Source organism: Arthrobacter oryzae, from assembly GCF_031454875.1.
Lineage (GTDB): Bacteria > Actinomycetota > Actinomycetes > Actinomycetales > Micrococcaceae > Arthrobacter > Arthrobacter oryzae_D.
On the sequence record NZ_JAVDRQ010000006.1, the window covers coordinates 165,296 to 188,500 of the forward strand.

Consider the following 23,205-nt stretch of genomic DNA (forward strand, 5'->3'; position numbering starts at 1 on the left):
AATAACAGTTCCATGATGCGGAATGTAGGAACACCGTTGCACCCAGGTGCGGGCACGGCGGACACTACAGCGGGGCACTCCCTTTTCCGCATAGCCGACGCCATGGATGCCAGCATTTGCACGAGGGATGAACAAGCATGCAGCTTGCCGTATTCAACGGGGCGGACCGCGCGGAAGTCACCGCGGCACTTCGCCCCTGCATTGATATCCAGCGCTGGGTAGACCAGATCGCGGACGCCCGACCGTTCACGAGCAACCAGGCGCTGCTGGACTTCGCCCGGAACGCCGCCGCCCCGTTCACTCCGGACGAGGTGGAGTCCGCCATGGCCCATCATCCGCGCATCGGGGAACGGCCCACGGCCTCCACTACCGAGGCGGCCATGTCCCGCTCGGAGCAGGCCGGAGTGGATCCGGCGGACCAGGACGTGAGCACGGCCCTGGCCGAGGGCAACCGCGCCTACGAGGAAAAATTCGGCAGGGTGTTCCTGATTCGCGCCGCTGGACGCACGGCCCCGGAAATCCTGGCCGCCCTGCATGAACGCCTTACCCACACGCCCGATGAAGAAGACGCCATAGTGGCCCAGCAGCTGCGTGAGATCGCCCTGCTCCGACTCGAAGGAGTGATCAGCGAATGACCGTTTCACAGGTAACCACCCACATCCTGGACACCGGGGCCGGGCGCCCGGCCGCCGGCGTCGCCGTCGAGCTTTACGCGCGCGACGGCGGCGGCTGGAACCTCGTTGCTTCGGGAACCACCGATGCCGACGGCAGGGCGAAGGACCTGGGTCCGGAGCTCCTGCCCGCCGGGACGTACCGGCTGAACTTCGCCACGGGCGCCTACTACGAAGGCCTGGGCACGGACACGTTCTTCCCGGAGGTGGACCTGGTGTTCGCGGTGTCCGACGCCGGCGAGCACTATCACGTGCCGCTGCTCCTGAGCCCGTTCGCCTATTCGACGTACCGCGGCAGCTAACCCGACCAAATCCCCGGGCAGTAGGCTAGAAGGCATGGCTTCTGAAGACACCCCCGCCGAGCGGCGCGAAATCACCGTCCGACGGGCGCCCAAATACGTGCCGTTCCTCATACTGGGCGGCCTCGTGGGCATCATCGTGGCGGCCGTCATAGCGTTTGCGCTGCCCGGGGACCCGAGTTACGAACCCAGCTCCGTCTTTGGCTTCTTCCTGGTACTTTTCGGCGCCGGCGGCGTGATTTTAGGCGCCATTGTTGCGCTCCTGCTGGACCGGCTCAGCGTCCGGCGCGCCGAACACGCCGTCGTCGAAGCCGTCCCGGAGACTGAGTCCGGCAGCGATCCTGCCGACGGCAACGGCAAGGGCACCACGGCGGGCAGTCAGTCATAAACGGGCGGCCGGAAAAGTCCTACCCCATCACGTGAGATAATCGACCAGTGGCACGCGGCGATGGAAAACTTTCTCATGATCTTCTCCCTGGCGAAAAAGGCCCCCAGGACGCTTGCGGCGTCTTCGGGGTCTGGGCACCAGGTGAAGAAGTAGCAAAACTCACCTATTACGGGCTGTATGCATTGCAGCACCGCGGTCAGGAGTCGGCTGGCATAGCAACCAGCGACGGCAAGCGGATCAACGTCTACAAGGACATGGGACTCGTCTCCCAGGTCTTCGACGAGACCACGCTTAACACCCTGACCGGGCACCTGGCCGTCGGCCACTGCCGCTATTCCACTACCGGCGCCAGCCACTGGGCCAATGCCCAGCCCACCCTTGGCGCCACCGCCACGGGCACGGTGGCCCTGGCCCACAACGGCAACCTCACCAACACCGCCGAGCTGAACGCCATGATCAACGAGCGCAACGGCGGCCAGCTCAGCGGCGAAATGAAGCAGGGCAACACCTCGGACACCGCCCTGGTCACGGCACTGCTGGAGGGCGAAGAAGGCAAGACCCTCGAACAGACCGCCATTGAGCTGCTGCCCAAGATCAAGGGCGGCTTCTGCTTCGTGTTTATGGACGAAGGCACCCTCTATGCGGCGCGAGACACCTACGGCATCCGCCCGCTGGTCCTCGGCCGGCTGGAACGCGGCTGGGTGGTTGCTTCCGAGCAGTCGGCCCTTGCCACGGTGGGCGCAAGCTTCATCCGCGAAATCGAACCCGGCGAATTCATCGCCATTGACGAAGACGGCGTGCGGTCCCAGCGCTTTGCGGAGCCGACGCCGGCGGGCTGCGTATTCGAATACGTTTACCTCGCCCGTCCGGACGCCGCCATCGCCGGACGCTCCGTGTACGAATCCCGCGTGGAGATGGGCCGCCAGCTGGCCCGCGAAAACACCCAGGAAGCCGACATCGTCATCCCGGTGCCCGAATCCGGCACCCCCGCCGCAGTGGGCTACGCGGAGGAATCCGGCATCCCCTTCGCGCACGGCTTCGTCAAGAACTCGTACGTGGGCCGGACGTTCATCCAGCCTTCGCAGACGCTGCGGCAGCTGGGCATCCGGCTCAAGCTCAACGCCCTCGAGTCCGTGATCCGCGGCAAGCGCGTGGTTGTGGTGGATGACTCGATCGTCCGCGGCAACACCCAGCGCGCCATCGTCCGGATGCTCCGCGAAGCCGGCGCCGCCTCCGTGCACGTGAAGATCTCCTCACCTCCCGTGCAGTGGCCCTGCTTCTACGGCATCGATTTCGCCTCCCGCGCGGAGCTGATCGCCAACGGCGCCACCATCGAGGAAATTTCCCAGGCGATTGGTGCCGACTCGCTCGCCTACATTTCCGAAGACGGCATGATCGACGCCACCCGGCAGCCGCGCGAACGTCTCTGCACTGCCTGCTTCACCGGCAAGTACCCCATCGAGCTTCCCGGCGCTGACAAGCTCGGCAAGAACCTGCTGGAGCGCACGGACCTCGGCGGGCTGACGCCGTCGCCCTCTGCCCTCCCCGGCGCCACGGCGGCACTGGCGACGTCCTCCCTCGAAGACAGCGAGGATCCGGCCGGAAAGGCCGGCGCCACCGGCTGCGACCCGGGGCCCGACGCCGAGTTTGAGAACCTGCTGACTGAGCAGGACCTTGTGCCAGACGTTCATTTCGACGCCGCCACCGCCGGCGCTGACAAGAAAGAGTCCCTATGACTTCCGTATCACCCGCCGCCGGCAACTCCTCAGCCCGCGGCATCACGTACGCCTCTGCCGGCGTGGACGTCGAGGCAGGTGACCGCGCCGTTGAACTGATGAAGGACGCCGTCAAGGCCACCCACAATTCCTCGGTGATCGGCGGAGTGGGCGGCTTCGCAGGCCTCTACGACGTCTCGAAGCTCCTCACCTTCAAGCGCCCGCTGCTCGCCACCTCCACGGACGGCGTGGGCACCAAGGTGGCCATCGCCCAGGCCATGGACATCCACGACACCATTGGCTACGACCTCGTGGGCATGGTGGTGGACGACATCGTGGTGGTGGGCGCCGAGCCGCTCTACATGACCGACTACATCGCCTGCGGCAAGGTTGTTCCCGAGCGCATCGCGGATATCGTCCGCGGCATCGCGGCAGCCTGCTCCGTGGCCGGCACTGCCCTGGTGGGCGGCGAAACCGCCGAGCACCCCGGCCTGCTGGGTGAGCACGAATACGACGTCGCCGGTGCCGCCACCGGCGTTGTCGAGGCCGACGCCCTGTTGGGCCCGGACCGCGTCCGTGCCGGCGACGTGGTGATCGGCATGGCCTCCTCCGGCCTGCACTCCAACGGCTACTCCCTGGTCCGCCGCGTCATCAACCATGCCGGCTGGGCCCTGGACCGCCAGGTTTCCGAACTCGGGCGCACCCTGGGCGAGGAACTGCTCGAACCCACCCGCGTTTACGCAGCCGACTGCCTGGACCTGGCCCGCACTTTCCCAGTGAACGGTTCCGCAGCAGGTCAGGCCGTGCACGGCTTCAGCCACGTCACCGGCGGAGGCCTCGCAGCCAACCTGGCCCGCGTCCTCCCCCAGGGCCTCATTGCCACGGTGGACCGCGCCACGTGGGAACTGCCGGCCATCTTCAAGCTGGTCTCGGAACTGGGCAACGTACCGCTGGCCGATCTCGAGCGCACTCTGAACCTCGGCGTGGGCATGGTGGCAATCGTCTCCCCCGAGGCCGCCGACGCCGCCGTGAACCGCCTCAACGACCGCGGCCTGCCGTCCTGGATCATGGGCACCGTCGAAGAGAACTCCGACTCCATCGTCAAGACCGGCCCGGACTACGTCCAGGGCGCCAAGGGTGTTGACGGCGGCGCAGTCCGACTGGTGAACGCCTACGCCTAAGGGTCCTTAAACCCACATCGAGTGCTCCGAAACCGCCGTTTAGCAGGTTCATAACGGCAGTTGCGGAGCACTCGATCTGTTTAGACCTCCAGGACGCTGAAGACGCCGCCCTGCGGATCCTTCAGGGTGGCGACGCTTCCGGCTTCCTCGTCGGCGCTGCCGTCACCCTCGGGTTCGATCAGGACGACGGCGCCCGCAGCCACCGCTGACGCCACGGCCTCCGCCACGCTGGAGACACCAAAGTAGACCTGCCAGCCCGTCTGGAGTGCATGCTCGTCCGGCGCCGCTTCGTCCCCCTTGCCGACGGCGTACTCCGGCTCCGCCCCCCAGAACTCCGCTTCGTCCTCGTCCTGTTCTTCCTCCGGCAGGGGCGCGATCCCCGCCACCTCCGCGCCGTCCACCATCAGCGTGGTGTATGTTCCGCCGTCGTCCTGCGGGTATTCGGTGACCTCGTGGCCGAACAGTTGCTGGAAGAAGGCTACGGCGGCCTGCGGCTCGGGAGTCAGCAGCTCCGCCCAAGCAAGGGCGCCGGGCTCGTTGTACCTGGCGACGCCGGTGTGTGTTCCCGGCTGCCACACTCCCGTGGTGCCGCCGCCGGGAGGCGCCAGGAAGACCATCACACCGGTGTCCTCCACGTCTTCCGGGCCGAACTCCACGGTGCCGCCGGCGTGCGGGGTCTCCTCCACTATGGCTCCGGCATCAGCCGCCGCAAAGTAGATGTTCCACCGCGCCGCAGTGCCGGAGGCTTCCTGCTGCGGGTTCTGGGGCGCTATGACGGTGACCAGGTCATCACCCAGGTATGCCTTCGCGTAGCTCCGCCCGTCCGGCGTGGGCAGGTCCTCATAGCGCCAGCCGAACACTGCAGTGTAGAACGCCTTGGCGGCCTCCACATCCTTGGTCTGCAGGTCGGTCCAGCAGATCTCGCCGGCGTTGAAGGTGGTCCGCCCGGTCATCGTGTGCCCGCGCTTGCAGCAGCCATGATGCTGAAGGCAGCTCCGTTGGGATCGGTCAGTACGGCCAGCCGGCCCACACCCGGGACATCGAACCCGGGCACATGGACCTGGCCGCCGAGTTCAGCCGCGTGGGCCGCGGTCAGATCCACGTCCTCGACCTTGAAGTAGGTCATCCAGAACGGCGGCACCCCTCCCATGGGCTGCTTCAAGGCTCCCGCCACAGGCTTTCCGTCCACAATGAAGTTGGTGTATTCGCTGAGCTCACCGGCGGGCGCGGTCTCCGTGGTGCATCCGGTCACGGCCTCATAAAACCGGACAGCCCGCGGGACGTCGCTGGTTTGCAGCTCGCTCCAGACCGGGGCGCCGGGCTCGTCCACCAACCCTGACCCGATGTGGGACCCCGCTTGCCAGAAGCCAACCTGGGCTCCGGTGGGATCCGCCGCGAAGAACATCCGTCCGCTGCCGTTCTCCACGTCATCCACGGGATACAGCACGGTTCCGCCGGCCTCTGCGACCCTCGCGGCCGCTTCGTCCGCATTGTCCACGGCCAGGTAGCTGGCCCAATAGGACGGAGCCCCGGCTGCCGCCATGTCCGGCAACTGCTGCATCATCCCGGCAACGTAGCGGCCCTGCAGCCTGGCCATGTAGTACGTCATGTCGGGTCCGGCGGGCATGGCATCCAGCTCCCAGCCGAACAGCTGCGAGTAAAACTCTTTGGCCGCCCCGATGTCGCTCGCGGCAAGGTCCGCCCAACACGGAGAACCCTGCTTGTAGCTGTCAACTTCTGGCATGGAAATCAATCCCCTTCGACCGCGAATGGACGTCAATGGAACAGCCCACGATCAACCTAGTACGGGGCTCCGACGCTGACAACATCGCTGACAGGATCCCGTCGGTGCCGTCGCCGGGTATGTTGTAGCACCGGCAACGCAGGAGGACAATGGCGGCAAAGACGGTCCGTTCCCTCTTCAGGATCGCCGGACGATCGCCGAAGGACCGCCGGAATGGAGTGCGCCATGGCCAGCCGTGTGGACATTAGCGGGCACCCGACCTGGGTGGATGACCGCGGCGGCAACGGCGAGCCGCTCCTGCTGCTGCACGGCGGCCTGGGTAACAGCGACGATCTCCTCAACAGCATCGGCCCGGGCCTCGCGCAGGGCTTCCGGGTGGTGGCCTTCGACCGCCGGGGCCACGGCTACACCGCGGACACCGATGCCGACTTCCATTACGCGGACATGGCGGACGAGACCGTCAGCGTGCTGGAGACGGTGGTAGGAGGCCCGGCCCATCTTGTCGGGTGGAGCGACGGCGGCATCATAGGACTGCTCGTTGCGCTCCGCCGCCCGGACCTGGTGCGCAAACTCGTGGTCGTAGGCGCCAACTACCACTTCGAGGGCACCGTCCCCGCGGAACTGGACCCCGACTCCCCTGTGCAGGACGAACTGGGCAACGCCTACGTGGCTCGATCACCGGACGGGCCTGCCCATCTGGAAGTCGTGATGAACAAGACCTTCAGGATGTTCCGGTCGGAGCCGACCCTTACAAGGGCTGACATCGCGCGCATCAGCCGCCCCGTGCTCGTGGTTGTAGGCGACGATGACCTCGTGGCGCTGCCCCACACGATGTCCCTGTACGAGGCCCTTCCCGAGGGTCAGCTGGCGGTGGTACCCGGCGCCTCCCACGGGCTTCCGCTGGAACAGCCGGAGGCCCTTAACCGCCTCATCCTCGCCTTCCTGACCGCTTCCGGGCCGCCCCGGACGCTCATGCCGATACGGCGCGCACGGGCCTAGCGCGGACGGCAGTGCACGGATGACAACAGGCGGTTAAACGCAGCAAGGCCCGTCAGGGCACACCGGAAACCGGCACGCCCTGACGGGCCTGATAACTGAAGTCAGCACACGGGGTGCCGGAAAAGAAGAGCCAGGTGCCGTACGGGTCACTGTGGTGAAAAGTACGACGGCGGCACGCCACTGATTGCCTTACGGCAGGTTCAGCGGGCGACAACTAGCCGATTCGACGGGTGTCTACCTCGTCGTCGTCTTCTTCCAAATCATCCGCGTACTTGTCCACATAAGCCGAATAATCCGGCTCAACCGGCTCACTCGAGAAACGGCTCGGTGCACGACCCTCTGAGCTCTTGAGCTCACGCTGAAGCGCAGAGTAGTCAGTGTTCGGGGAATAGTACTTAATATCCCGAGCCTGCTTGGTAGCTTTTGCCTTTTGACGGCCGCGCCCCATGGCGTGACCCCCTTTTGTACTCGGACCGGAGGTGGTCACCATTGGCGTTAGTGAGGCCCCGGAATGTTTGGTCAATTTGTCGTACACCTAGATTACATGCTTTCGGCGGTAACTGCTCCCCGGCCGGGCACCTCCGGGGCGGTGTTGCCACGTTTGCGCTGGTCCCGGCCATATCGGCCTGCCGATTTTCTTCGGTAGAGTCGTTTGAGCGACTCCACGCCTGCGGCCGCATCCACCGTGGTCCGCCGAGCAAAAAGACGCCGGAAGGGTGAATCCTCACGTGAATGACAGCAACGCAACAGGCAACAACACAGGGAACCCGGACACGACTCCGGGACCCAAAACGCCGCCGGTCCTGCCGCCGCCCCCGTCCCGGCCGCCCACCAGCAGCCTGCCCGTCCAGCCGCCGGCGGTCACGCCCGATCCCACCCCCAACGAGACCCCCGCAAACGACGCTACCGATGCCCCGGCCAACGACGCTCCGTCCGCAGAAAGCCAGGGTACAGACACTCCGGTCACAGACACCCCGTCGACCGGGTCAAGGCAGACCCTGTTGAAGGCCGGCGCCGTGGTTGTGGGCCTGGTCCTGTTGGGCCTGCTCACCTGGTGGGTGGTCACCCTGATCTCGAGCGGCACCCAGCAGGCCGCAAACCAGCCTCCGGCTCCGGGCACGACTGAGTCGGCGTCCGCCCAGCCATCCAGGGGCCAGCTTCCCCTGGATGGAGTGAGCGCCCTGGACTACCAGCTGGGTGACTGCTTCGAGAATTTCGATCCCGAAGCTACTGAATCACGTGTAGTGCCCTGCACCTCCGGCCACTCGGCACAGCTGATTGCAGTGCACCGGTACCCGGAATCGGACTCGTACCCGGGCATTGCCGCGCTGCGGGAGAAGGGCCGCGAAATCTGCCAGGGCGCCGGACTGACCGACGCCGTGGCCAACTACGTCCTGATGCAACGCAACGCCTACCCCAGCGATACCAGCTGGGAGCAGGGCGACCGGCGGGTTGACTGCTACGTCACAGCTGACAAGGGCAACGTCATCATGGAATCCCTCATCCCCTCAGCCGGGCCTTAGCTCTTCCGCCGCACGGACAGCCCGCTGCCGGCGGCGGGGCCGCCGTCGGGTCCCACCAGCGCCTCAAGCCCTTCGATGGTGAGCTCATCGACGTCGGTGGCGGTGTCCACCAGCACCGTGTCCCCGTCGTTGATGTCGCCGGCGAGGATGGCCCTGGCCAGGCGGTCGCCGATTTCGCGCTGGACAAGCCTGCGCAGCGGGCGCGCGCCGTAGGCCGAATCGAAGCCGGACATGGCCAGCCACGCGCGGGCACTTTCGGTCACCTCGAGGGTGAGCCGGCGTTCGTGCAGCCGCCTGCCGAGTTCGGCCACCTGCAGCTCCACGATCCGGGCCAGCTCATCCACTGTCAGGGCGTCGAACAGCACCACTTCGTCCAGGCGGTTCAGGAACTCAGGCTTGAAGGAGGCATTCACGGTGGCCATCACGGCGTTGCGCTTGGCCTGCGCGTCCAGCGACTGATCCACCAGGAACTGGCTGCCCAGGTTGGAGGTGAGCACCAGGATGGCGTTGCGGAAGTCCACGGTGCGGCCCTGGCCATCGGTGAGGCGGCCGTCGTCGAGCACCTGCAGGAGGATGTCGAAGACCTCCGGGTGGGCCTTCTCCACCTCGTCCAGCAGCACCACCGAATATGGCCGACGGCGGACGGCTTCAGTCAGCTGGCCGCCTTCCTCGTAGCCCACGTAGCCCGGGGGCGCCCCGACCAGCCGCGCCACCGAGTGCTTTTCGCCGTACTCGGACATGTCGATCCGCACCATGGCGCGTTCGTCGTCGAAGAGGAAATCCGCGAGGGCCTTCGCCAGCTCCGTCTTGCCCACGCCCGTTGGTCCGAGGAACAGGAACGATCCGGTGGGCCGGTTGGGGTCGCTGATCCCGGCGCGGGCGCGACGAACGGCGTCGGACACGGCGGCGACAGCCTTGGACTGTCCGATCAGCCGCTTGCCCAGCTCCTCCTCCATGTGCAGCAGTTTCTGGCTCTCGCCCTGCAGCATGCGTCCGGCGGGGATGCCGGTCCAGGCGGAAATCACTTCGGCAATATCGTCCGCTGTGACTTCCTCGGCCACCATGAGCTCCTGCTTGGCACCGCCACCGGCCACCCGCGCAGACTCCGCCTCGGCGGCAGCGTTCAGCTCGTGTTCCAACGCGGGAATTTCGCCGTACAGGACCCGCGACGCCGTCTCCAGGTCGCCTTCGCGCTGGGCCTTGTCCGCCTTGGACCGGAGCTCGTCGAGCTTCGCTTTCAGGTCGCCTACCCTGTTCAGGCCCGCCTTTTCGGCTTCCCAGCGGGCGTTCAGTGCGGCCAGCGCCTCGTTCTTGTCCGCCTTGTCCGCCCGCAGGGCAGCCAGGCGCTCCACGGAGGCGTCGTCCTTCTCATTGGCGAGTGCCAGCTCCTCCATGGTCAGCCGGTCCAGCTGGCGCCGCAGCTGGTCGATCTCCTCCGGTGCGGAGTCGATCTCCATGCGCAGGCGGGAGGCGGCCTCGTCCACCAGGTCAATGGCCTTGTCCGGCAGCTGGCGCCCCGAGATGTAGCGGTTGGACAGGGTGGCCGCGGCCACGAGCGCGGAGTCGGCAATGGCCACCTTGTGATGGGCCTCGTAGCGTTCCTTGAGGCCCCGGAGGATGCCGATGGTGTCCTCCACGCTGGGCTCACCCACGTAGACCTGCTGGAAGCGGCGTTCCAGGGCGGGGTCCTTTTCGATGTTCTCGCGATACTCATCCAGCGTGGTGGCACCGATCAGGCGCAGCTCGCCGCGGGCCAGCATGGGCTTGAGCATGTTGCCGGCATCCATGGAGCTGTCTCCGGTGGCCCCTGCGCCCACCACAGTGTGGAGCTCGTCGATGAAGGTGACGATCTGCCCGTCCGAGTTCTTGATTTCCTCCAGGACGGCTTTGAGCCGCTCCTCGAATTCGCCGCGGTATTTGGCTCCTGCCACCATCGAGGCGAGGTCCAGGGCGATGAGGGTCTTGCCGCGCAGGCTTTCCGGGACGTCGCCGGCCACGATGCGCTGGGCCAGGCCCTCAACGACCGCCGTCTTGCCCACGCCGGGCTCACCGATGATCACGGGGTTGTTCTTGGTGCGCCGGCTCAGGACCTGGACGATGCGCCGGATCTCGGTATCGCGGCCAATCACCGGATCCAGTTTGCCGGATCGCGCCATCGCGGTGAGGTCCGTACCGAACTTCTCCAGTGACTGGAAGGTGTTTTCCGGATCCGGGCTGGTGACCTTGCGGTCGCCGCGGACACCCGGCAGGGCGGCGAGCAGAGCCTCATGGGAGGCGCCGGCGTCGCGCATTAACCTGCCGACGGCGTCACTCCCGGCGGAGAGTCCCAGCAGCAGGACTTCGGTGGAGACAAAAGTGTCACCCAGCCTGTCCGCCTCATTTTTGGCGTTTTGGATAGCTTGCAGGGCAGGCCGGGAGAGCTGGGCCTGCTGGGTGGAACTGCCCGACGTTGCCGGCAGCGCCTTAATGGCGCTGCTCGCCTGGACGCTGACGGCGTCCGGATCCGCGCCGGTGGCGCGGAGAAGCGCGACGGCGACACCCTCGCGCTGGTCCATGAGCGCCTTGAGGAGGTGGGCCGGCTCAACCTGCGGGTTGCCCGCCGTGGAGGCGTTCATGGCTGCAGCCGAAAGAGCCTCCTGGCTCTTGGTGGTGAATTTGGCGTCCAAAGAGAGCTCCTTCCGGGGATATCAATTCTTAGACTTGAGTGTACAACGCTCAACTTTCACCGATGCGCCTTACGGTCAATGTTTGCCGACGGCGAAATGGCTGTCTAGGGGCAATCGGCCCGCGGCGGGCCGTCCGGAAATTTCCCTGCGGGCGGTAGACCCGGAGGAACGTTCCGCCTAGGCTCGAGCCTGTGAAACGGAGGGGTGAAGCGCCGCAAACGCAAGCCACTAAAGACCGCAAGCCACACTAAAGACGAGGACCTCTGATGAAGAAGTTTGTAGTTCTTTACATCGCAACCCAGTCGGCACAGGAGCTCATGGCCGAGAGCTCGCCCGAAGCGGCCCAGGAAGGCATGAAGGCCTGGATGCAGTGGGCCGACAAGGCAGGTGAGGCCCTGGTGGACCTGGGCACACCGCTGGGCGCAGGCAAGGAAGTGACCAGCACCGGCGTCTCCGACACGGAAAGCACGGTGGGCGGCTACAGCGTGCTGCAGGCGGAAGACATGGACGGCGCACTCGCCCTGCTGGAGGGCCATCCCCACCTCATGCTGCCGGGCGCCAGCATTCGGGCCTACGAGGCCCTGGACATGCCCGGAGCGTGACCCCGCTCGGCCGGTTGGGCATTTTCGGCCGGTTGGGCATTCCCTGTCCGGCGGCCATGCCCGGACATGCAGGAGGGCGGTTCCCCCAAGGAACCGCCCTCCGGCTGGTATGGGCAACCTGCACACCGCTGATGCGCAGCCCCATACAGAGACTTCTTTGGTGGACCGCCGCCCGCCGCGGGCAGGCGGGCGATCCGCTGGAAACACTACAACGCTTCGATCGCGATGTCACGACTGTGACAAAACTTGTCATTCCGGGATGGGTATTCTGGGAGCCATGGACCAGACCCGCGAAGCCGCCCATCCCACCACTCAGCACATCTTTATCGACAAGGAGAGCCCTTCGGTCTGGCGTGCACTGAACGGGCTGGGCCTGAAGGCCCGGGAAGCCGCCGACGAAGCCGGCATCGGCAGGGCACTTACCGAACTGCTGAACGTCCGCATCTCGCAGATCAACGGCTGCGCCTATTGCCTGAACATGCACGTTGCCGATGCCCTCAAGAAGGGTGAAACCACGCAGCGGCTCGCGGTCCTGGCGGCCTGGCGCGACACTGCCCTGTTCACCGAGAAGGAACGCGCGGCCCTGGCGCTGGCCGAGTCCATCACTACCCTTCCCGACGCCCACACGCGGGACCGTGAGGACGCCTACGCCCGGGAGCACCTGAATGCAGCAGAGTACTCAGCCGTGAGCTGGCTGGTCATCACCATGAACGCGTTCAACCGCGTGTCCATCACCAGCCAGCACCCGGTGCGCCGGGAAGCCCGGGACGAATCCGAGGCGCGCTAGGAGTCCGGAGGTTTTGCTAAGCGGGATAGACGGCGACAATAGCCGCCTTGATCACGAAATAGACAGTCATTCCCGGGGCAAGACCCAGGTCCGCCGAGGCGGCGGGAGTGATGTCGGCGGACATCCCGCCGGCCCGCACCCTGATTTGGTCTCCGTGCTGTTCCAGGTCCGTGATGGTGACGGGGAATGAATTCCGCGGACTGCCGTGCGCGTCGGTCAGGAACACGGACACGGCCGACGGCGGGAAGGCGGCAACACCGGGCTGCCCGGCCATGCCGGAAAGCCCCGGACTGTCCGGGAACACGTCCTCGTCCTGATGCCCGGCCACCTCAAGGCCCTCTGCCGTCCTGATTCCTGTGGCGGTGAGGGTCCCGGGGATGAGGTTCAGCCCGGCGAGCCCGGCAGCGAACCGGCTGCGCGGCCGCTGCAGGACCTGCCGGGTGGGCCCTTCGTCGGCGATTTTTCCCGCTTCGAGGACGATCACCCGGTCGGCCAGCATCAGCGCGTCAAGGACGTCGTGGGTGATGATGATGGCGCGCCGCCCGGCCAGGACCTTCTTCAGGAGCCTGCGGAGCAGCGGTGCGGCGTGGATGTCCAGGGCTGCCATGGGCTCGTCCAGGAGAAGCACCTCGGGATTGGCTGCGAGCGCCCGGGCCACCGCGACGCGCTGCGCCTGCCCGCCGGAGAGTTCCGCAGGCCGCCGTGACTCAAGATCCGTGGCATCCACCGCTGCCAGCCACTTCCGCGCCGTTTCCCGCGCAGTTTTCCTCGAACTCCCGGCACTGCGGGGCCCAAAGGCCACGTTTTCGAGGGCACTGAGGTGCGGGAACAGCAACGGCTCCTGCGCCAGGAGTGCCGTGCCGCGGTGATGCGGAGCGGTCCAGGTGCGGGTGCCGCCGTTGAGGTCGAACAGTACTTTTCCGTCGATTTCTGCCCGGCCGGAATCGGGGCGCAGGAGTCCGGCAACGACATTGAGGAGGGTGGATTTCCCCGCCCCGTTGGGGCCCAGTACCGCCACGGTTTCGCCCGGCGCGAGGTCCAGCCCGACGTCGAATCCGCGGGCACGCACGGTGGCCTGCACGTGAAAGCTCACCGGTTGCCGTCCGATCGTCCGTCGGTGGCGGCCTGCAGGTCGGCGCCGGCCGGGCTGACGCCCGACGGACCACTGCCTGCCAGTGCACTGCCGGCGAACCCGCTGCGCCGGGCCGAAGCCCCCGGCCGCCGATAGGTCAGTCCCACCACCGTCACAGCGACGGCCACCAGCACGAGGGAAAGCGCGACGGCGGCGTCGGCGTCCGTTTCGCGCTGCAGATAGATTTCCAGCGGCAAGGTCCGGGTGACCCCCTGCAGGCTTCCAGCGAACGTGAGCGTTGCACCGAATTCGCCGAGGCTCCGCGCGAAGGACAGCACGGCCCCGGATGCCAGGCCGGGCAGCACCAGCGGCAAGGTGACGCGGCGCAGCACAGTGGTGGGGGCGGCTCCAAGGGTGGCAGCCACGGCCTCATACCGTCCGCCGGCCGTTCGCAGCGCACCTTCCAGGCTCACCACCAAAAATGGCAGGGCAACGAACGTTTGCGCCAGTACCACCGCCGTCGTCGAAAACGCAATCTGGATCCCGGCGACCTCGAGGCTCCGGCCCAGCAGGCCCTGGCGGCCGAAGGTGTACAGGAGGGCGATGCCGCCAACCACCGGCGGCAGCACCAGCGGCAGCAGCACGAAGGCCCGCAGCAGCCGCTGGCCCGGGAACGTCGAGCGGGCCAGTACCAGTGCAAGCGGCACGCCGAGGACGATGCACAGGGCCGTGCTCGCCGCGGAGGTCCGCAGGCTGAGCCCAAGGGCAGTCAGCGAGGATTCGGAGGCAATCAGCGGAATGAACTGGGGCCAGTTGACCTTGGCCGCCATTGCTGCCAACGGCAGCAGGACGAACAGGCCGCCCACCGCGGCGATCGCGTAGATCCAGCGCGGGATGCCGTGGTATCCGCCGCCCGTGGACTGTTCCATGGTCTCCTTACGGTGCCCCGAAGCCGGCGTCGGCGAGGGTCTTCCTGCCTTCGGTACCGGTCATTATGGCGATGAAGGCGGCGGCAAGTTCCTTGTTCCTGCTCGAGCCTACTGTGGCGATGGGATACGTGTTGACGGCCTTGCCTGCTTCGGCGACAGGGATACCCTTCACCTTGTCCCCGGCGCCCTTGACGTCGGTGACGTACACCAGGCCTGCGTCGGCCTCACCGGAGGCCACCTTGCCCAGGACATCCGTGACGGAAGATTCCTCACTGACCGGCGAAAGGGTGACGCCGGAGGCCTTTTCGACGGCGTCCGTCGCAGCGCCGCAGGGGACCTGGCTGGCGCAGACGACCACCTTGACGCCGGGCCTGGCGAGGTCTTCGAAAGATGAGATCGATGCCGGGTTGGACTGCGGGACGGCGACCTCCAAAACATTCGTGGCGAAGTTCGTCGCCGTACCGTCGATGAGTCCGGCGTCGGAAAGTTTGGCCATGTTCTTGGTGTCGGCCGAGGCAAAGACATCAGCGGGCGCACCCTGGGTGATCTGCGTGACCAGGTCTGAGGAACCGGCGAAGCTGAGTGTCACTTTGCCGCCGGGGTTCTTGGCTTCGAACTCCTTGGCCAACTGTGTGAAAGGGGCTTTGAGCGAGGCCGCGGCGAAAACCGTGATGGTCCCGGAGAGCTGCCCCGTCCCTTGCGGGGAAGTACCGTCCGAGGAGGGCTCGGCCGACGGCGACTGGGACGCGGGAGCGCAGCCGGCAACGCCGGCGGTGAGGGCGGCAGCTGTCAGCAATGCGGCGACGCACGGATTCCGGATGTTCAAACGATGCTCTTCCCCTGGGGTGTTTCAATGATCACGGTGGTGGCCTTGACGACGGCGGTGGCCACCGAGCCGAGCTCCAGGCCCAGTTCCCGGACGGCTTCGCTGCTCATCAGCGACACCACCCGGAACGGCCCGCACTGCAGTTCCACCTGGGCCATGACCTTGTCCGCCGTGATACCCGTAACGAGCCCGACGAACCGGTTGCGCGCGGAGCTGCCCACCCGGGTGGGATCCTCCGGGAGCTGCGCCTGCTCCCGGGCGAGGCTGGCCAGCTCGAACCCGTCCACGGCCAGGCGGCCGGATTCGTCCTTGACCGGGGTGAGGCTTCCGTTCTCGGTCCAGCGGCGGACGGTGTCGTCGCTGACGCCCAGAAACCTGGCAGCTTCGGCGATCCTGATTGTTGGCATTGGTCCAGTCTAAATCCTCATTTGCGGTCCGAACAGGGTGAAACATACGCATAGTCGGAACATTGCAGCTGGGCGAAAACGGACCAGCTCACACATAAGAGTCTCGTAACAATGAGCCATAGCTCGGCCGAGTGCTGCGGCAGTACGATTTTTCGTGGGGGCGGAGCCGCCAGCGCGAAGGAGCGTTGCAATGCAATGGATCAGGCCTGACAGTCCGGACTATGACGAATCCCGGAAGCTTTTCAACGCAATGATCGACCGGCACCCGGCCGTGATTGCACAATGCGGTACCGCCGGCGAAGTGGCCGAAGCCCTGAAGCATGCACGCGACAATGAACTGGCCGTGGCGGTCCGCGCAGGCGGGCATTCCGTGGCAGGGATGTCCATGAACGACGGCGGCCTGGTTGTGGATGTGCGCCCGATGAAGTCCATCGAGGTGCACCCGGAAAACCGTACTGTAACCATTGGTGCCGGCGTGACCTGCGGAGAGTTCGACCGCGCTACACAGCAGTACGGCCTGGCCATGACCGGCGGCCGCGTCTCCACGACGGGGTTGGCCGGCTTCACCTTGGGTGGCGGCTCGGGCTGGTTGGAAAGGGCCTATGGCTTCGCCTGCGACCACTTGGTCTCAGTGGACCTTGTCACGGCAGGCGGCGAACTGGTGACCGCGAGCGCACAGGAGAACCCCGAACTGTTCTGGGCCTTGCACGGAGGAGGCGGCAACTTCGGAGTGGCCACGTCCTTCACGTTCGCGCTCCACGAATTAGGTCCAACGGTCCATGCCGGACTGATGCTCTGGCCGGGCGACGCGGCACCGGAGGTCAGCCGCGGTTACCGGGACCTTGCCCTCCAGGCGCCGGACGCCGTTGGGGCAGCCTTGGTGTACCTGACAGCCCCGCCGGAGCCTTTCGTGCCGGAAGGAATGGTGGGGAAAATGGCCGTGGGGCTGGCGTACGTGTTCGCTGGGGAGGCGGCCGAAGGTGCGGAACAGGCCAAACCGTACCGCGAGCTGAATCCCGCCGTTGACCTCGTGGGCGATATGAACTACGCCGATTTCCAGTGCATGATCGACGACCCGCCCAACCTCTACAACTACTGGAGCGCCGACTACCATAGCGAGCTCACCGACGACGCACTGGATATCTTCATTGATTCAGCCCACAGCCTGCCGGGGCCCCATTCCCAACAGCTGATAGCCCGCTGGGGCGGGGCTGTGGGCGGACCCGCTGCCGCCTTGACGCCCCTGCAGAACCGCAACGCCAACTGGATCAGCCATCCCTTCGGCATCGAGGAGACTCCCGAAGGCGGCCAGGAAGCCAAGGCCTGGGTCAAGAGGTTCCGTCATGACATCGCGCCGTATGCCACGGGCGGGGTGTGGCTGAACTTCATCGGCGACGAAGGCCAGGCCCGGGTTCGCGCGGCCTTCGGGAACGAGAACTTCGTCCGCCTGTCCCAGGTGAAACGGGAGTTCGATCCGGACAACGTGTTCCGCGGAAACCAGAACATCCCACCTGCTCCTGCCTAGGCATTTCGACGACGGCGCATTGACCAAGACACGCTGACGTTCCGACTGCCCTGGCGGGGCTTAGTGCATGGCGGCGTCCGGCCTCAGCGTGCGGTCAGGTTTTGAAGTAGTTGTTTCGTCTCGGTTTTTGGCGGGGGTCGATGTGGGGTGGCGGGATGAACCACGGGACCCCGGTTTTGACCTGGATGTGCCACTGCTCCTTGTGGATCAGGTGGTGGTGATGGGAGCACAACAGCGTGCCGTTCTCGGTGCTGGTGGATCCGCCGTGTGACCAGTAGGTGATGTGGTGGGCTTCGCACCAGGGTGCCGGGATGGTGCAGCCGGGGAACGCGCAGCCCTGGTCGCGGGCGGTGATGGCCTTGCGGATGTGCGGCGGGAAAATCCGGGTGCTGCGGCCGATGTCGAGGATCCGTCCTTGGCTGCCGAGCAGGACGGGGATGATGTCGGCGTCGCAGGCGATCTTCCGGACCGTGGAGGCGTTGACCGGTCCGGTGAACGTGAACGAGCCCGTTCCCGGGAGCCTGCTTGTGCTTGTGCCGGAGCCGGGGCTGAGAGTGGTCTCGCTTTCTTGGGCGGTGGTGTGTTCGAGGCGGTCCAGGAGGTCGCGGTAGTCGATGGTGACCATGACCTGTGGCTTCAGCCCGCCTGCCGTGGGGAGCCCGCCGGTGCTCAGGCCGGCTTTGCAGGCGCCGACCAGGCCGTCGAGGAGCCGCTGCGGCCGGGTCCGCAGGTCCAGGGCGGCATCAGGCGCGCCGCCGGTGTCATCGGCGCTGCCGTCGCCTCCGCAGGTCCGGGTGCGGGGGTTGGTGGCGGTGTTCATCACGGTCAGGAGCGGCTCATACTGGTCCGGGGTCGCGAAGATTTCGATGTGCTGCAGCCCGCGACGGGCCTGCCGCAGGAACACACCCTGGCGGCGGCGGAGCTCTTCCTCGGACGGTTCGGACCCGTCCTGGTCGATCCCCTCGATCCAGTGCCGGGCGACCCGGGACAACAGATCCGCATCACTGTCCACCGCCTGCCGGGTCAGCTGGTCCTCCATCCGGGCCAGCGTCTCTACCGGGGCGTGGTGCCCGACCCGGTCCAACGCCAGGGTGATGATCGTCGCGGCCCGGGACCCCACAGCGGCGGCCACAACGGCGGCGGCGAGTTCGGGCCGGACCGGAGGCTCGATGTGTCCGGTGATCCCGGCCCGGGGCAACACCGCGGACGAGAGGGCGATCCGGCGGCGGGCTTCGGCAATGCTGATCCGCAACCGGGCCCGGAGGAACTCCGCCGCGTTCCGGGACCCGTCATCCGCCGGATCCGGTCCGGAAACGGCCGGAGTTCGGGTCCCTTCATGATCCCCGGCCGTTTCGGTGCTCCAGCCGGTGACCCACCCGACCGCCGCACCCGAGCCGGCTGATCCTGAGCCGACTACTGCTGACCGCGCAGCCGCCTGCGCCTCACGACGGGTCCGGTCCACCGCCCCGGCCGCAACAATCTGCAAATACTCGACAGCCCGGGAAACTTCCTCGACATTAGCGGCGAAGTCCGCAGCCTCACGGAAACTGAGCAGCGCCGCGTCCTCAACCGCCGTCGAACCCACAGCCTTCAGCAGCTCAAGGCACCGGGACAGATCAGCGGCACCGTCGCCATCGGACGCTAAGGAAGGCCTCCCGCCGTCGGACTCCGGCCGGCCGCTTGAACCATCGTCGAAGCGGCCAGCCGGAGGAACGGCGCGCAGTGCCCGGCTCAGTGGCACTGGCTTGAACGGGACGCCGGAAACGTGCCCTAGGCGCGAGGCCTGGTTCGGGGCGAGTTCTCCAACGGCTTCCATGTGATAACTCTGCCAAGGGGGTACGACAAAAAAGGCCAGCTGGCACCCGGGCCCGCGGCACTAGACTTCCCTCATGGCCGTCTACCTCGATCCGCCGCTTTGGCCAGCCCACGGAACCCACTTTTCGCACCTGATCTCGGACGCGTCCCTTGAGGAACTGCACCGCTTCGCAGAGGCCGCCGGCATCCCCGAGCGGGCATTCGACGGCGACCACTACGACGTCTCCGAAGCCCGTTATGACGCCCTCGTGGAGGCAGGTGCCGTCCCTGTGGAGGCCCGGGTCCTGGTCCGCAAGCTCATCGCCAGCGGGCTCCGCATCCCCGCCCGCGAGCGCGGCAAAGCCCTCAAGGTTCCCCTTCTAAACCGCTGGAACGCCGTGCTGCCCGGCCACGATGCCCTGTTCCTGGACCTCCTGGACCGGTGGGGCGAGGAACACCGCAAGTACCACGGCCGCACCCATCTGCTGTCCGTTCTCGAGGCCCTGGACCTGCTCACCGAACCGGCGGAGCCGCCCCGCACGGTAGTCCTTGCCGCTTGGTTCCACGATGCGGTGTACCGCGGCATCGCCGGCCAGGACGAGGAGGAATCGGCCAGGCTGGCCGAGGACCGTCTCCTGCATGCGGGGCTGTCCGAGGAGGAAGCGTACGAGGTGGGGCGGCTGGTCCGGCTAACAGCCGACCACCGGCCGGATGCCGGGGACGACGACGGCGCCCTCCTCTGCGACGCGGACCTTTCCGTGCTCGGCGGCGAACCCAAGGCCTATGGCCGCTACCTCAGCGCCGTCCGGGAAGACTTCGCGCACATCGGCGACGCCGACTTCGCCGCCGGACGCGCCGCCGTCGTCCGTCACCTGCTGGAACTGGACCCTCTATTCAACACGGCCCGGGGCCGGGACCTCTGGCTGGATTCCGCCCGGCGCAACCTCCGAGGCGAGCTGAACCCCGAAGGCAAGCAGGCGTGAGCGAGGTCCAGGCCGCGCACCGGCAGTTGCCGTTTACGGTCCGCTTCGACTGGGGGCACGACGGCGCCCTGGCAGTGGCACCCGGGGCCGCGCTGGCCGTGGTGGTGGACGTCCTCTGTTTCACCACATGTGTGAGCGTCGCCGTGGACCGCGGAGCCGAAGTGCTTCCCTACGGCTGGAATGACAGCACGGCCGCCGATTTCGCCGCGCAACAGGAAGCAGTACTGGCCGGCCGGCGCGGCGGCAACAGCGTGAGCCTGTCCCCCCCGAGCCTGCGCGACGCGGCCACGCTGGACCGGGTGGTACTGCCGTCGCCCAACGGCTCGGCGCTTGCCCACTCCCTGGCGGGGGCGGTGCCGCGGGTGGTCGCGGTGTGCCTTCGGAACGCCCGCGCCACGGCCGACTGGGCCGCCCGGAACCTACCTCCGGCGGCAGTGATCGCCGTCATCGCGGCCGGCGAAAAATGGCCCGACGGCGGACTCCGCCCGGCGCTGGAGGACCAGTTGGGCGCGGGCGCCTTCCTGGCGTCGCTGCCGGAGCACCGCCGGGCAGGTTTCTCCCCCGAAGCCCGATGGGCCATGGACGCGTTCGCCGCTGCGGGCCCACGCCTCGAAGAGACACTGCTGGAATGCTCCAGCGGGCGGGAACTCGTTTTCGGCGGCTACCAGGAGGACGTTGAGATCGCGTCGGAACTCAACCGCAGTGCCGCCGTCGCGCTGCTCGACGACGGCGCGTTCCGCCGGGCAGGCGCTGGGCACGCGTGGGGCGCTGGGCAGGCGCGGGGTCCGGCGTAGGGGGTTAGCTCCTGCGTAGCGGGTTAGCGGTAGCTGGTGACAAACGGCCGGTCCGTCGGCACAATCTGCTTGCCCAGGGGCATTAGCGAGACCGGGATCAGCTTCAGGTTGGCGATGGCCAGCGGGATGCCAATGATGGTGATGGCCATGGCGAACGCCGTCACCACGTGCCCGATCGCGATCCAGATGCCGGCGACCAACAGCCAGATCACGTTCCCCAGCAGCGCGAACACGCCGTTGCCGCCGGGCTTGTCCACCACCATGCGGCCGAAAGGCCAGAGCGTGTAGGACGCAATCCGGAAGGAAGCGATTCCCCACGGAATGGTCACGATGAGGAGGCAGCAGATGATCCCCGCGAAGAAATACCCGAGCGCCAGCCAAAGTCCGCCGAATACCAGCCAAATGATGTTAAGCAACGTCTTCATACCGTCATTCTCCCCCGCGCCAGCCTGATTCGGAGTCGGGGATTGCCCTGACCCGGCCCTGGTCTTTACGAAATCCATACGCCGGCATCCCGTCGATTCACTGCGGCGGTGGCGCATACTGTTGGCAGCGTGCCGGGCAAAGGCCACCGTCAAGCCAAAGGGCCTTCCGGAGAAGGAGACGCCGCCGTGACCATCATTGATAACGCCGTCTATGTGAATGGCCGCCGGACCACCGATCCGGAAGGGCTTGAGGAAACGTACTTCCTGCTGCGGCAGCGTCAGGGAATGGCCTGGATCGGGCTGTACCGGCCGGACTCGCAGGAACTGCGTTCCGTGGCGGATGAGTTCGACCTCAGCCACCTGGCCGTGGAAGACGCCCTGACCGGGCACCAGCGGGCGAAACTTGAGCACTACGGCGAGACCCTTTTCCTGGTGCTGCGGCCGGCGCGCTATCTCGACGACGTCGAAAAGGTTGAGTTCGGTGAGATCCACGTTTTCGTGGGCCCGGATTTTGTGGTCACCGTCCGCCATGCCGAGTCGCCGGACCTGGCCCGCGTCCGGCGGAGGATGGAATCCCAGCCGGAGTTCCTGGCTCTCGGCCCGGACGCAGTGCTCTACGCCATCCTGGACCAGGTGGTGGACGAGTACGAGCCCGTGGTGGCCGGGCTGGAAAACGACATCGACGAAATCGAGGACGATCTTTTCGGCGGAGATCCGGACGTGTCGCGCCGGATCTATGAACTTTCCCGCCAAGTCATCATGTTCCAGCGCGGGACCAGTCCGCTCGCCGGAATCCTGCAGGCTTTGCTGTCCGGAGCGCCGGAGCACCGGCCCGGCACGGAACTGCAGGACCACCTGCGCGACGTCCTGGACCACGTCCTGCGGCTTGGTGAACGGACAGCTTCGTTCAGGGCGCTCCTCCAAAACGCGCTCACGGTCAACGCCGCACTGGTGGCCCAGCGGCAGAACGATGAGATGCGCCGCCTGACAGAATCCAGCTTCGCGCAGAGCGAGCAGGTCAAACGCATCTCCTCCTGGGCCGCCATCCTCTTCGCCCCCACCCTGGTGGGCACCATCTACGGAATGAACTTCCGCACCATGCCCGAGCTGGACTGGATCTTCGGCTACCCGATGGCCCTTGGGCTAATGGCGGGCATGGGCGTGGCCCTGTACGCGGCGTTTAAGCGCAACAAATGGATCTGACCGCGGGCGGAGCGTGTGCCCGGGCGTGGCCGGCACCACCCGGGCCTACTCCTTCTTGACCAGGGCCGCTTCCACATTGATCTTGACCTTGTCGCTGACCAGCAGCCCGCCGGCTTCGAGGGCCGCGTTCCACGTCAGCCCGAACTCCTTGCGGCTGATCTCGGCCTCGGCGCTGAAGCCCGCTCGGGTGGCACCAAACGGGTCAACCGCGACGCCGCTGAACTCGACTTCGAGGTCCACGGGCTTGGTGACGCCGCGGATGGTGAGGTCGCCGGTGACAGTGTAGTCCTCGCCGTCACCTTCGATGCCCGTGGCCCGGAAGGTCATCTCCGGATAGTTTTCGACGTCGAAGAAGTCCGCCCCGCGCACGTGCCCGTCGCGGTTCGCATCGCCGGAGTCGAAGCTTGCCGTTTTAACGGTGGCGTGCAGGCTGGAGGCCGATAGGGACGGGCCCACATGGGCTTCCGCCGAGGCATCGGTGAACCGTCCACGGACTTTGCTGATGCCGGCGTGGCGGACCGTGAACCCGATTTCGCTGTGGGACATGTCGAGGGTCCAGATGCCGGGGGTAATGCCTTGGGGAAGAGTCACAACGGGTCTCCTTCGACTGGGTTGGCGGGCTTGGACCGCCTGTTCTGCGGGGTGCTCCCCAGCTGAATGCTAGCGAACACC

General features: G+C 66.6%; 24 protein-coding genes. 13 read left to right on the plus strand and 11 right to left on the minus strand.

All coding sequences use genetic code 11. From position 1 onward, the window contains the following. The first annotated feature begins 137 nt into the window (after positions 1 to 137). Genes uraD through purM form a run of 5 tightly spaced genes read left to right on the plus strand, consistent with a single transcriptional unit; the run spans position 138 to position 4,254 of the window. Positions 138 to 635, plus strand: a complete 498-nt coding sequence (gene uraD, locus J2805_RS12595) for a 2-oxo-4-hydroxy-4-carboxy-5-ureidoimidazoline decarboxylase (RefSeq protein WP_309976624.1) — start codon at positions 138 to 140, stop codon at positions 633 to 635. Continuing rightward, the gene (gene uraH, locus J2805_RS12600; protein WP_309976626.1) at positions 632 to 973 is read left to right on the plus strand and encodes a hydroxyisourate hydrolase; all 342 of its coding nucleotides are present in this window, start codon (positions 632 to 634) and stop codon (positions 971 to 973) included. The genes uraD and uraH overlap by 4 nt, the downstream gene beginning before the upstream one ends. A gap of 34 nt (positions 974 to 1,007) precedes the next feature. After that, complete coding sequence (locus tag J2805_RS12605; RefSeq protein WP_309976628.1) at positions 1,008 to 1,358, plus strand: hypothetical protein; 351 nt, start codon at positions 1,008 to 1,010, stop codon at positions 1,356 to 1,358. A gap of 47 nt (positions 1,359 to 1,405) precedes the next feature. Beyond that, on the plus strand, positions 1,406 to 3,094 hold the full coding sequence (purF, locus tag J2805_RS12610; RefSeq protein WP_309976630.1) for an amidophosphoribosyltransferase: 1,689 nt from the start codon (positions 1,406 to 1,408) through the stop codon (positions 3,092 to 3,094). Beyond that, positions 3,091 to 4,254 carry a phosphoribosylformylglycinamidine cyclo-ligase gene (gene purM, locus J2805_RS12615; protein WP_309976632.1) on the plus strand — a complete coding sequence of 388 codons (1,164 nt, stop codon included), beginning with the start codon at positions 3,091 to 3,093 and terminating at the stop codon, positions 4,252 to 4,254. Before purF ends, purM begins: the two co-directional genes overlap by 4 nt. 80 nt (positions 4,255 to 4,334) lie before the next feature. Here the strand turns inward: purM and J2805_RS12620 are convergent, their stop codons facing one another. Together J2805_RS12620 and J2805_RS12625 are read right to left on the minus strand one after the other, a co-directional pair. Beyond that, positions 4,335 to 5,207: a VOC family protein gene (locus J2805_RS12620; protein WP_309976634.1), complete on the minus strand. Its 873-nt coding sequence runs from the start codon at positions 5,205 to 5,207 to the stop codon at positions 4,335 to 4,337. Then, positions 5,204 to 5,998, minus strand: a complete 795-nt coding sequence (locus J2805_RS12625; RefSeq protein ID WP_309976636.1) for a VOC family protein — start codon at positions 5,996 to 5,998, stop codon at positions 5,204 to 5,206. Before J2805_RS12625 ends, J2805_RS12620 begins: the two co-directional genes overlap by 4 nt. Before the next feature lie 225 nt (positions 5,999 to 6,223). Here J2805_RS12625 and J2805_RS12630 point away from each other — a divergent pair, with 225 nt between their 5' ends. Further along, positions 6,224 to 6,997, plus strand: a complete 774-nt coding sequence (locus J2805_RS12630) for an alpha/beta fold hydrolase (RefSeq protein WP_309976638.1) — start codon at positions 6,224 to 6,226, stop codon at positions 6,995 to 6,997. 214 nt (positions 6,998 to 7,211) lie between these two features. Here the strand turns inward: J2805_RS12630 and J2805_RS12635 are convergent, their stop codons facing one another. Beyond that, a complete protein-coding gene (locus J2805_RS12635; RefSeq protein WP_104174527.1) occupies positions 7,212 to 7,445 on the minus strand; it encodes a DUF3073 domain-containing protein in 234 nt (77 codons plus the stop codon). Between the two features lie 280 nt (positions 7,446 to 7,725). Here J2805_RS12635 and J2805_RS12640 point away from each other — a divergent pair, with 280 nt between their 5' ends. Beyond that, positions 7,726 to 8,520 carry a septum formation family protein gene (locus tag J2805_RS12640; RefSeq protein WP_309976640.1) on the plus strand — a complete coding sequence of 265 codons (795 nt, stop codon included), beginning with the start codon at positions 7,726 to 7,728 and terminating at the stop codon, positions 8,518 to 8,520. On the opposite strand, the gene clpB is transcribed toward J2805_RS12640, so the two are convergent. Continuing rightward, the gene (clpB, locus tag J2805_RS12645) at positions 8,517 to 11,186 is read right to left on the minus strand and encodes an ATP-dependent chaperone ClpB (RefSeq protein WP_309976642.1); all 2,670 of its coding nucleotides are present in this window, start codon (positions 11,184 to 11,186) and stop codon (positions 8,517 to 8,519) included. The genes J2805_RS12640 and clpB overlap by 4 nt on opposite strands. A 266-nt stretch (positions 11,187 to 11,452) precedes the next feature. Between clpB and J2805_RS12650 the strand changes: the two genes are divergently transcribed. Together J2805_RS12650 and J2805_RS12655 are read left to right on the plus strand one after the other, a co-directional pair. Further along, positions 11,453 to 11,788, plus strand: a complete 336-nt coding sequence (locus tag J2805_RS12650) for a YciI family protein (RefSeq protein WP_309976644.1) — start codon at positions 11,453 to 11,455, stop codon at positions 11,786 to 11,788. Positions 11,789 to 12,065: 277 nt separating this feature from the next. Then, positions 12,066 to 12,575, plus strand: a complete 510-nt coding sequence (locus J2805_RS12655) for a carboxymuconolactone decarboxylase family protein (protein WP_309976646.1) — start codon at positions 12,066 to 12,068, stop codon at positions 12,573 to 12,575. A 16-nt stretch (positions 12,576 to 12,591) separates the two neighbouring features. On the opposite strand, the gene J2805_RS12660 is transcribed toward J2805_RS12655, so the two are convergent. Genes J2805_RS12660 through J2805_RS12675 form a run of 4 tightly spaced genes read right to left on the minus strand, consistent with a single transcriptional unit; the run spans position 12,592 to position 15,809 of the window. Beyond that, complete coding sequence (locus J2805_RS12660; RefSeq protein ID WP_309976648.1) at positions 12,592 to 13,668, minus strand: sulfate/molybdate ABC transporter ATP-binding protein; 1,077 nt, start codon at positions 13,666 to 13,668, stop codon at positions 12,592 to 12,594. Continuing rightward, entirely contained in the window at positions 13,665 to 14,576 is a 912-nt protein-coding gene (locus tag J2805_RS12665; RefSeq protein WP_309976650.1) for an ABC transporter permease, read from the minus strand. Before J2805_RS12665 ends, J2805_RS12660 begins: the two co-directional genes overlap by 4 nt. Positions 14,577 to 14,583: 7 nt before the next feature. Further along, positions 14,584 to 15,402 (minus strand): molybdate ABC transporter substrate-binding protein, encoded by an 819-nt coding sequence (gene modA, locus J2805_RS12670; protein WP_309976652.1) that lies wholly within the window; start codon positions 15,400 to 15,402, stop codon positions 14,584 to 14,586. Beyond that, positions 15,399 to 15,809 carry a TOBE domain-containing protein gene (locus J2805_RS12675; RefSeq protein WP_309976654.1) on the minus strand — a complete coding sequence of 137 codons (411 nt, stop codon included), beginning with the start codon at positions 15,807 to 15,809 and terminating at the stop codon, positions 15,399 to 15,401. The genes modA and J2805_RS12675 overlap by 4 nt, the downstream gene beginning before the upstream one ends. A gap of 190 nt (positions 15,810 to 15,999) precedes the next feature. On the opposite strand from J2805_RS12675, the gene J2805_RS12680 reads away from it, so the two are divergent. Beyond that, positions 16,000 to 17,334, plus strand: coding sequence for an FAD-binding oxidoreductase (locus J2805_RS12680; RefSeq protein ID WP_309976656.1), 1,335 nt, complete (start codon positions 16,000 to 16,002; stop codon positions 17,332 to 17,334). Between the two features lie 94 nt (positions 17,335 to 17,428). On the opposite strand, the gene J2805_RS12685 is transcribed toward J2805_RS12680, so the two are convergent. Beyond that, positions 17,429 to 19,150, minus strand: a complete 1,722-nt coding sequence (locus tag J2805_RS12685; protein WP_309976658.1) for an HNH endonuclease signature motif containing protein — start codon at positions 19,148 to 19,150, stop codon at positions 17,429 to 17,431. Between the two features lie 73 nt (positions 19,151 to 19,223). On the opposite strand from J2805_RS12685, the gene J2805_RS12690 reads away from it, so the two are divergent. Together J2805_RS12690 and J2805_RS12695 are read left to right on the plus strand one after the other, a co-directional pair. Next, complete coding sequence (locus tag J2805_RS12690) at positions 19,224 to 20,111, plus strand: DUF4031 domain-containing protein (protein WP_309976660.1); 888 nt, start codon at positions 19,224 to 19,226, stop codon at positions 20,109 to 20,111. Continuing rightward, positions 20,108 to 20,905 carry a 2-phosphosulfolactate phosphatase gene (locus J2805_RS12695; protein WP_309976662.1) on the plus strand — a complete coding sequence of 266 codons (798 nt, stop codon included), beginning with the start codon at positions 20,108 to 20,110 and terminating at the stop codon, positions 20,903 to 20,905. Before J2805_RS12690 ends, J2805_RS12695 begins: the two co-directional genes overlap by 4 nt. A 23-nt stretch (positions 20,906 to 20,928) precedes the next feature. On the opposite strand, the gene J2805_RS12700 is transcribed toward J2805_RS12695, so the two are convergent. Then, positions 20,929 to 21,330, minus strand: coding sequence for a YccF domain-containing protein (locus J2805_RS12700; protein ID WP_307050719.1), 402 nt, complete (start codon positions 21,328 to 21,330; stop codon positions 20,929 to 20,931). 186 nt (positions 21,331 to 21,516) lie between these two features. On the opposite strand from J2805_RS12700, the gene J2805_RS12705 reads away from it, so the two are divergent. Then, the gene (locus tag J2805_RS12705; RefSeq protein WP_309976664.1) at positions 21,517 to 22,533 is read left to right on the plus strand and encodes a magnesium and cobalt transport protein CorA; all 1,017 of its coding nucleotides are present in this window, start codon (positions 21,517 to 21,519) and stop codon (positions 22,531 to 22,533) included. A gap of 45 nt (positions 22,534 to 22,578) precedes the next feature. Here J2805_RS12705 and J2805_RS12710 read toward each other — a convergent pair whose 3' ends face one another. Continuing rightward, positions 22,579 to 23,124 carry a YceI family protein gene (locus tag J2805_RS12710; RefSeq protein WP_309976666.1) on the minus strand — a complete coding sequence of 182 codons (546 nt, stop codon included), beginning with the start codon at positions 23,122 to 23,124 and terminating at the stop codon, positions 22,579 to 22,581. Positions 23,125 to 23,205 lie beyond the last annotated feature (81 nt).

Excerpts from the sequence above, each read along its gene's own strand:
- uraD (WP_309976624.1), top strand. The coding sequence starts at position 138 with ATGCAGCTTGCCGTATTCAACGGGGCGGACCGCGCGGAAGTCACCGCG.
- uraH (WP_309976626.1), top strand. The coding sequence starts at position 632 with ATGACCGTTTCACAGGTAACCACCCACATCCTGGACACCGGGGCCGGG.
- J2805_RS12605 (WP_309976628.1), top strand. The coding sequence starts at position 1,008 with ATGGCTTCTGAAGACACCCCCGCCGAGCGGCGCGAAATCACCGTCCGA.
- purM (WP_309976632.1), top strand. The coding sequence starts at position 3,091 with ATGACTTCCGTATCACCCGCCGCCGGCAACTCCTCAGCCCGCGGCATC.
- J2805_RS12620 (WP_309976634.1), bottom strand. The coding sequence starts at position 5,207 with ATGACCGGGCGGACCACCTTCAACGCCGGCGAGATCTGCTGGACCGAC.
- J2805_RS12625 (WP_309976636.1), bottom strand. The coding sequence starts at position 5,998 with ATGCCAGAAGTTGACAGCTACAAGCAGGGTTCTCCGTGTTGGGCGGAC.
- J2805_RS12630 (WP_309976638.1), top strand. The coding sequence starts at position 6,224 with ATGGCCAGCCGTGTGGACATTAGCGGGCACCCGACCTGGGTGGATGAC.
- J2805_RS12635 (WP_104174527.1), bottom strand. The coding sequence starts at position 7,445 with ATGGGGCGCGGCCGTCAAAAGGCAAAAGCTACCAAGCAGGCTCGGGAT.
- J2805_RS12650 (WP_309976644.1), top strand. The coding sequence starts at position 11,453 with ATGAAGAAGTTTGTAGTTCTTTACATCGCAACCCAGTCGGCACAGGAG.
- J2805_RS12655 (WP_309976646.1), top strand. The coding sequence starts at position 12,066 with ATGGACCAGACCCGCGAAGCCGCCCATCCCACCACTCAGCACATCTTT.
- J2805_RS12665 (WP_309976650.1), bottom strand. The coding sequence starts at position 14,576 with ATGGAACAGTCCACGGGCGGCGGATACCACGGCATCCCGCGCTGGATC.
- J2805_RS12675 (WP_309976654.1), bottom strand. The coding sequence starts at position 15,809 with ATGCCAACAATCAGGATCGCCGAAGCTGCCAGGTTTCTGGGCGTCAGC.
- J2805_RS12680 (WP_309976656.1), top strand. The coding sequence starts at position 16,000 with ATGCAATGGATCAGGCCTGACAGTCCGGACTATGACGAATCCCGGAAG.
- J2805_RS12685 (WP_309976658.1), bottom strand. The coding sequence starts at position 19,150 with ATGGAAGCCGTTGGAGAACTCGCCCCGAACCAGGCCTCGCGCCTAGGG.
- J2805_RS12690 (WP_309976660.1), top strand. The coding sequence starts at position 19,224 with ATGGCCGTCTACCTCGATCCGCCGCTTTGGCCAGCCCACGGAACCCAC.
- J2805_RS12700 (WP_307050719.1), bottom strand. The coding sequence starts at position 21,330 with ATGAAGACGTTGCTTAACATCATTTGGCTGGTATTCGGCGGACTTTGG.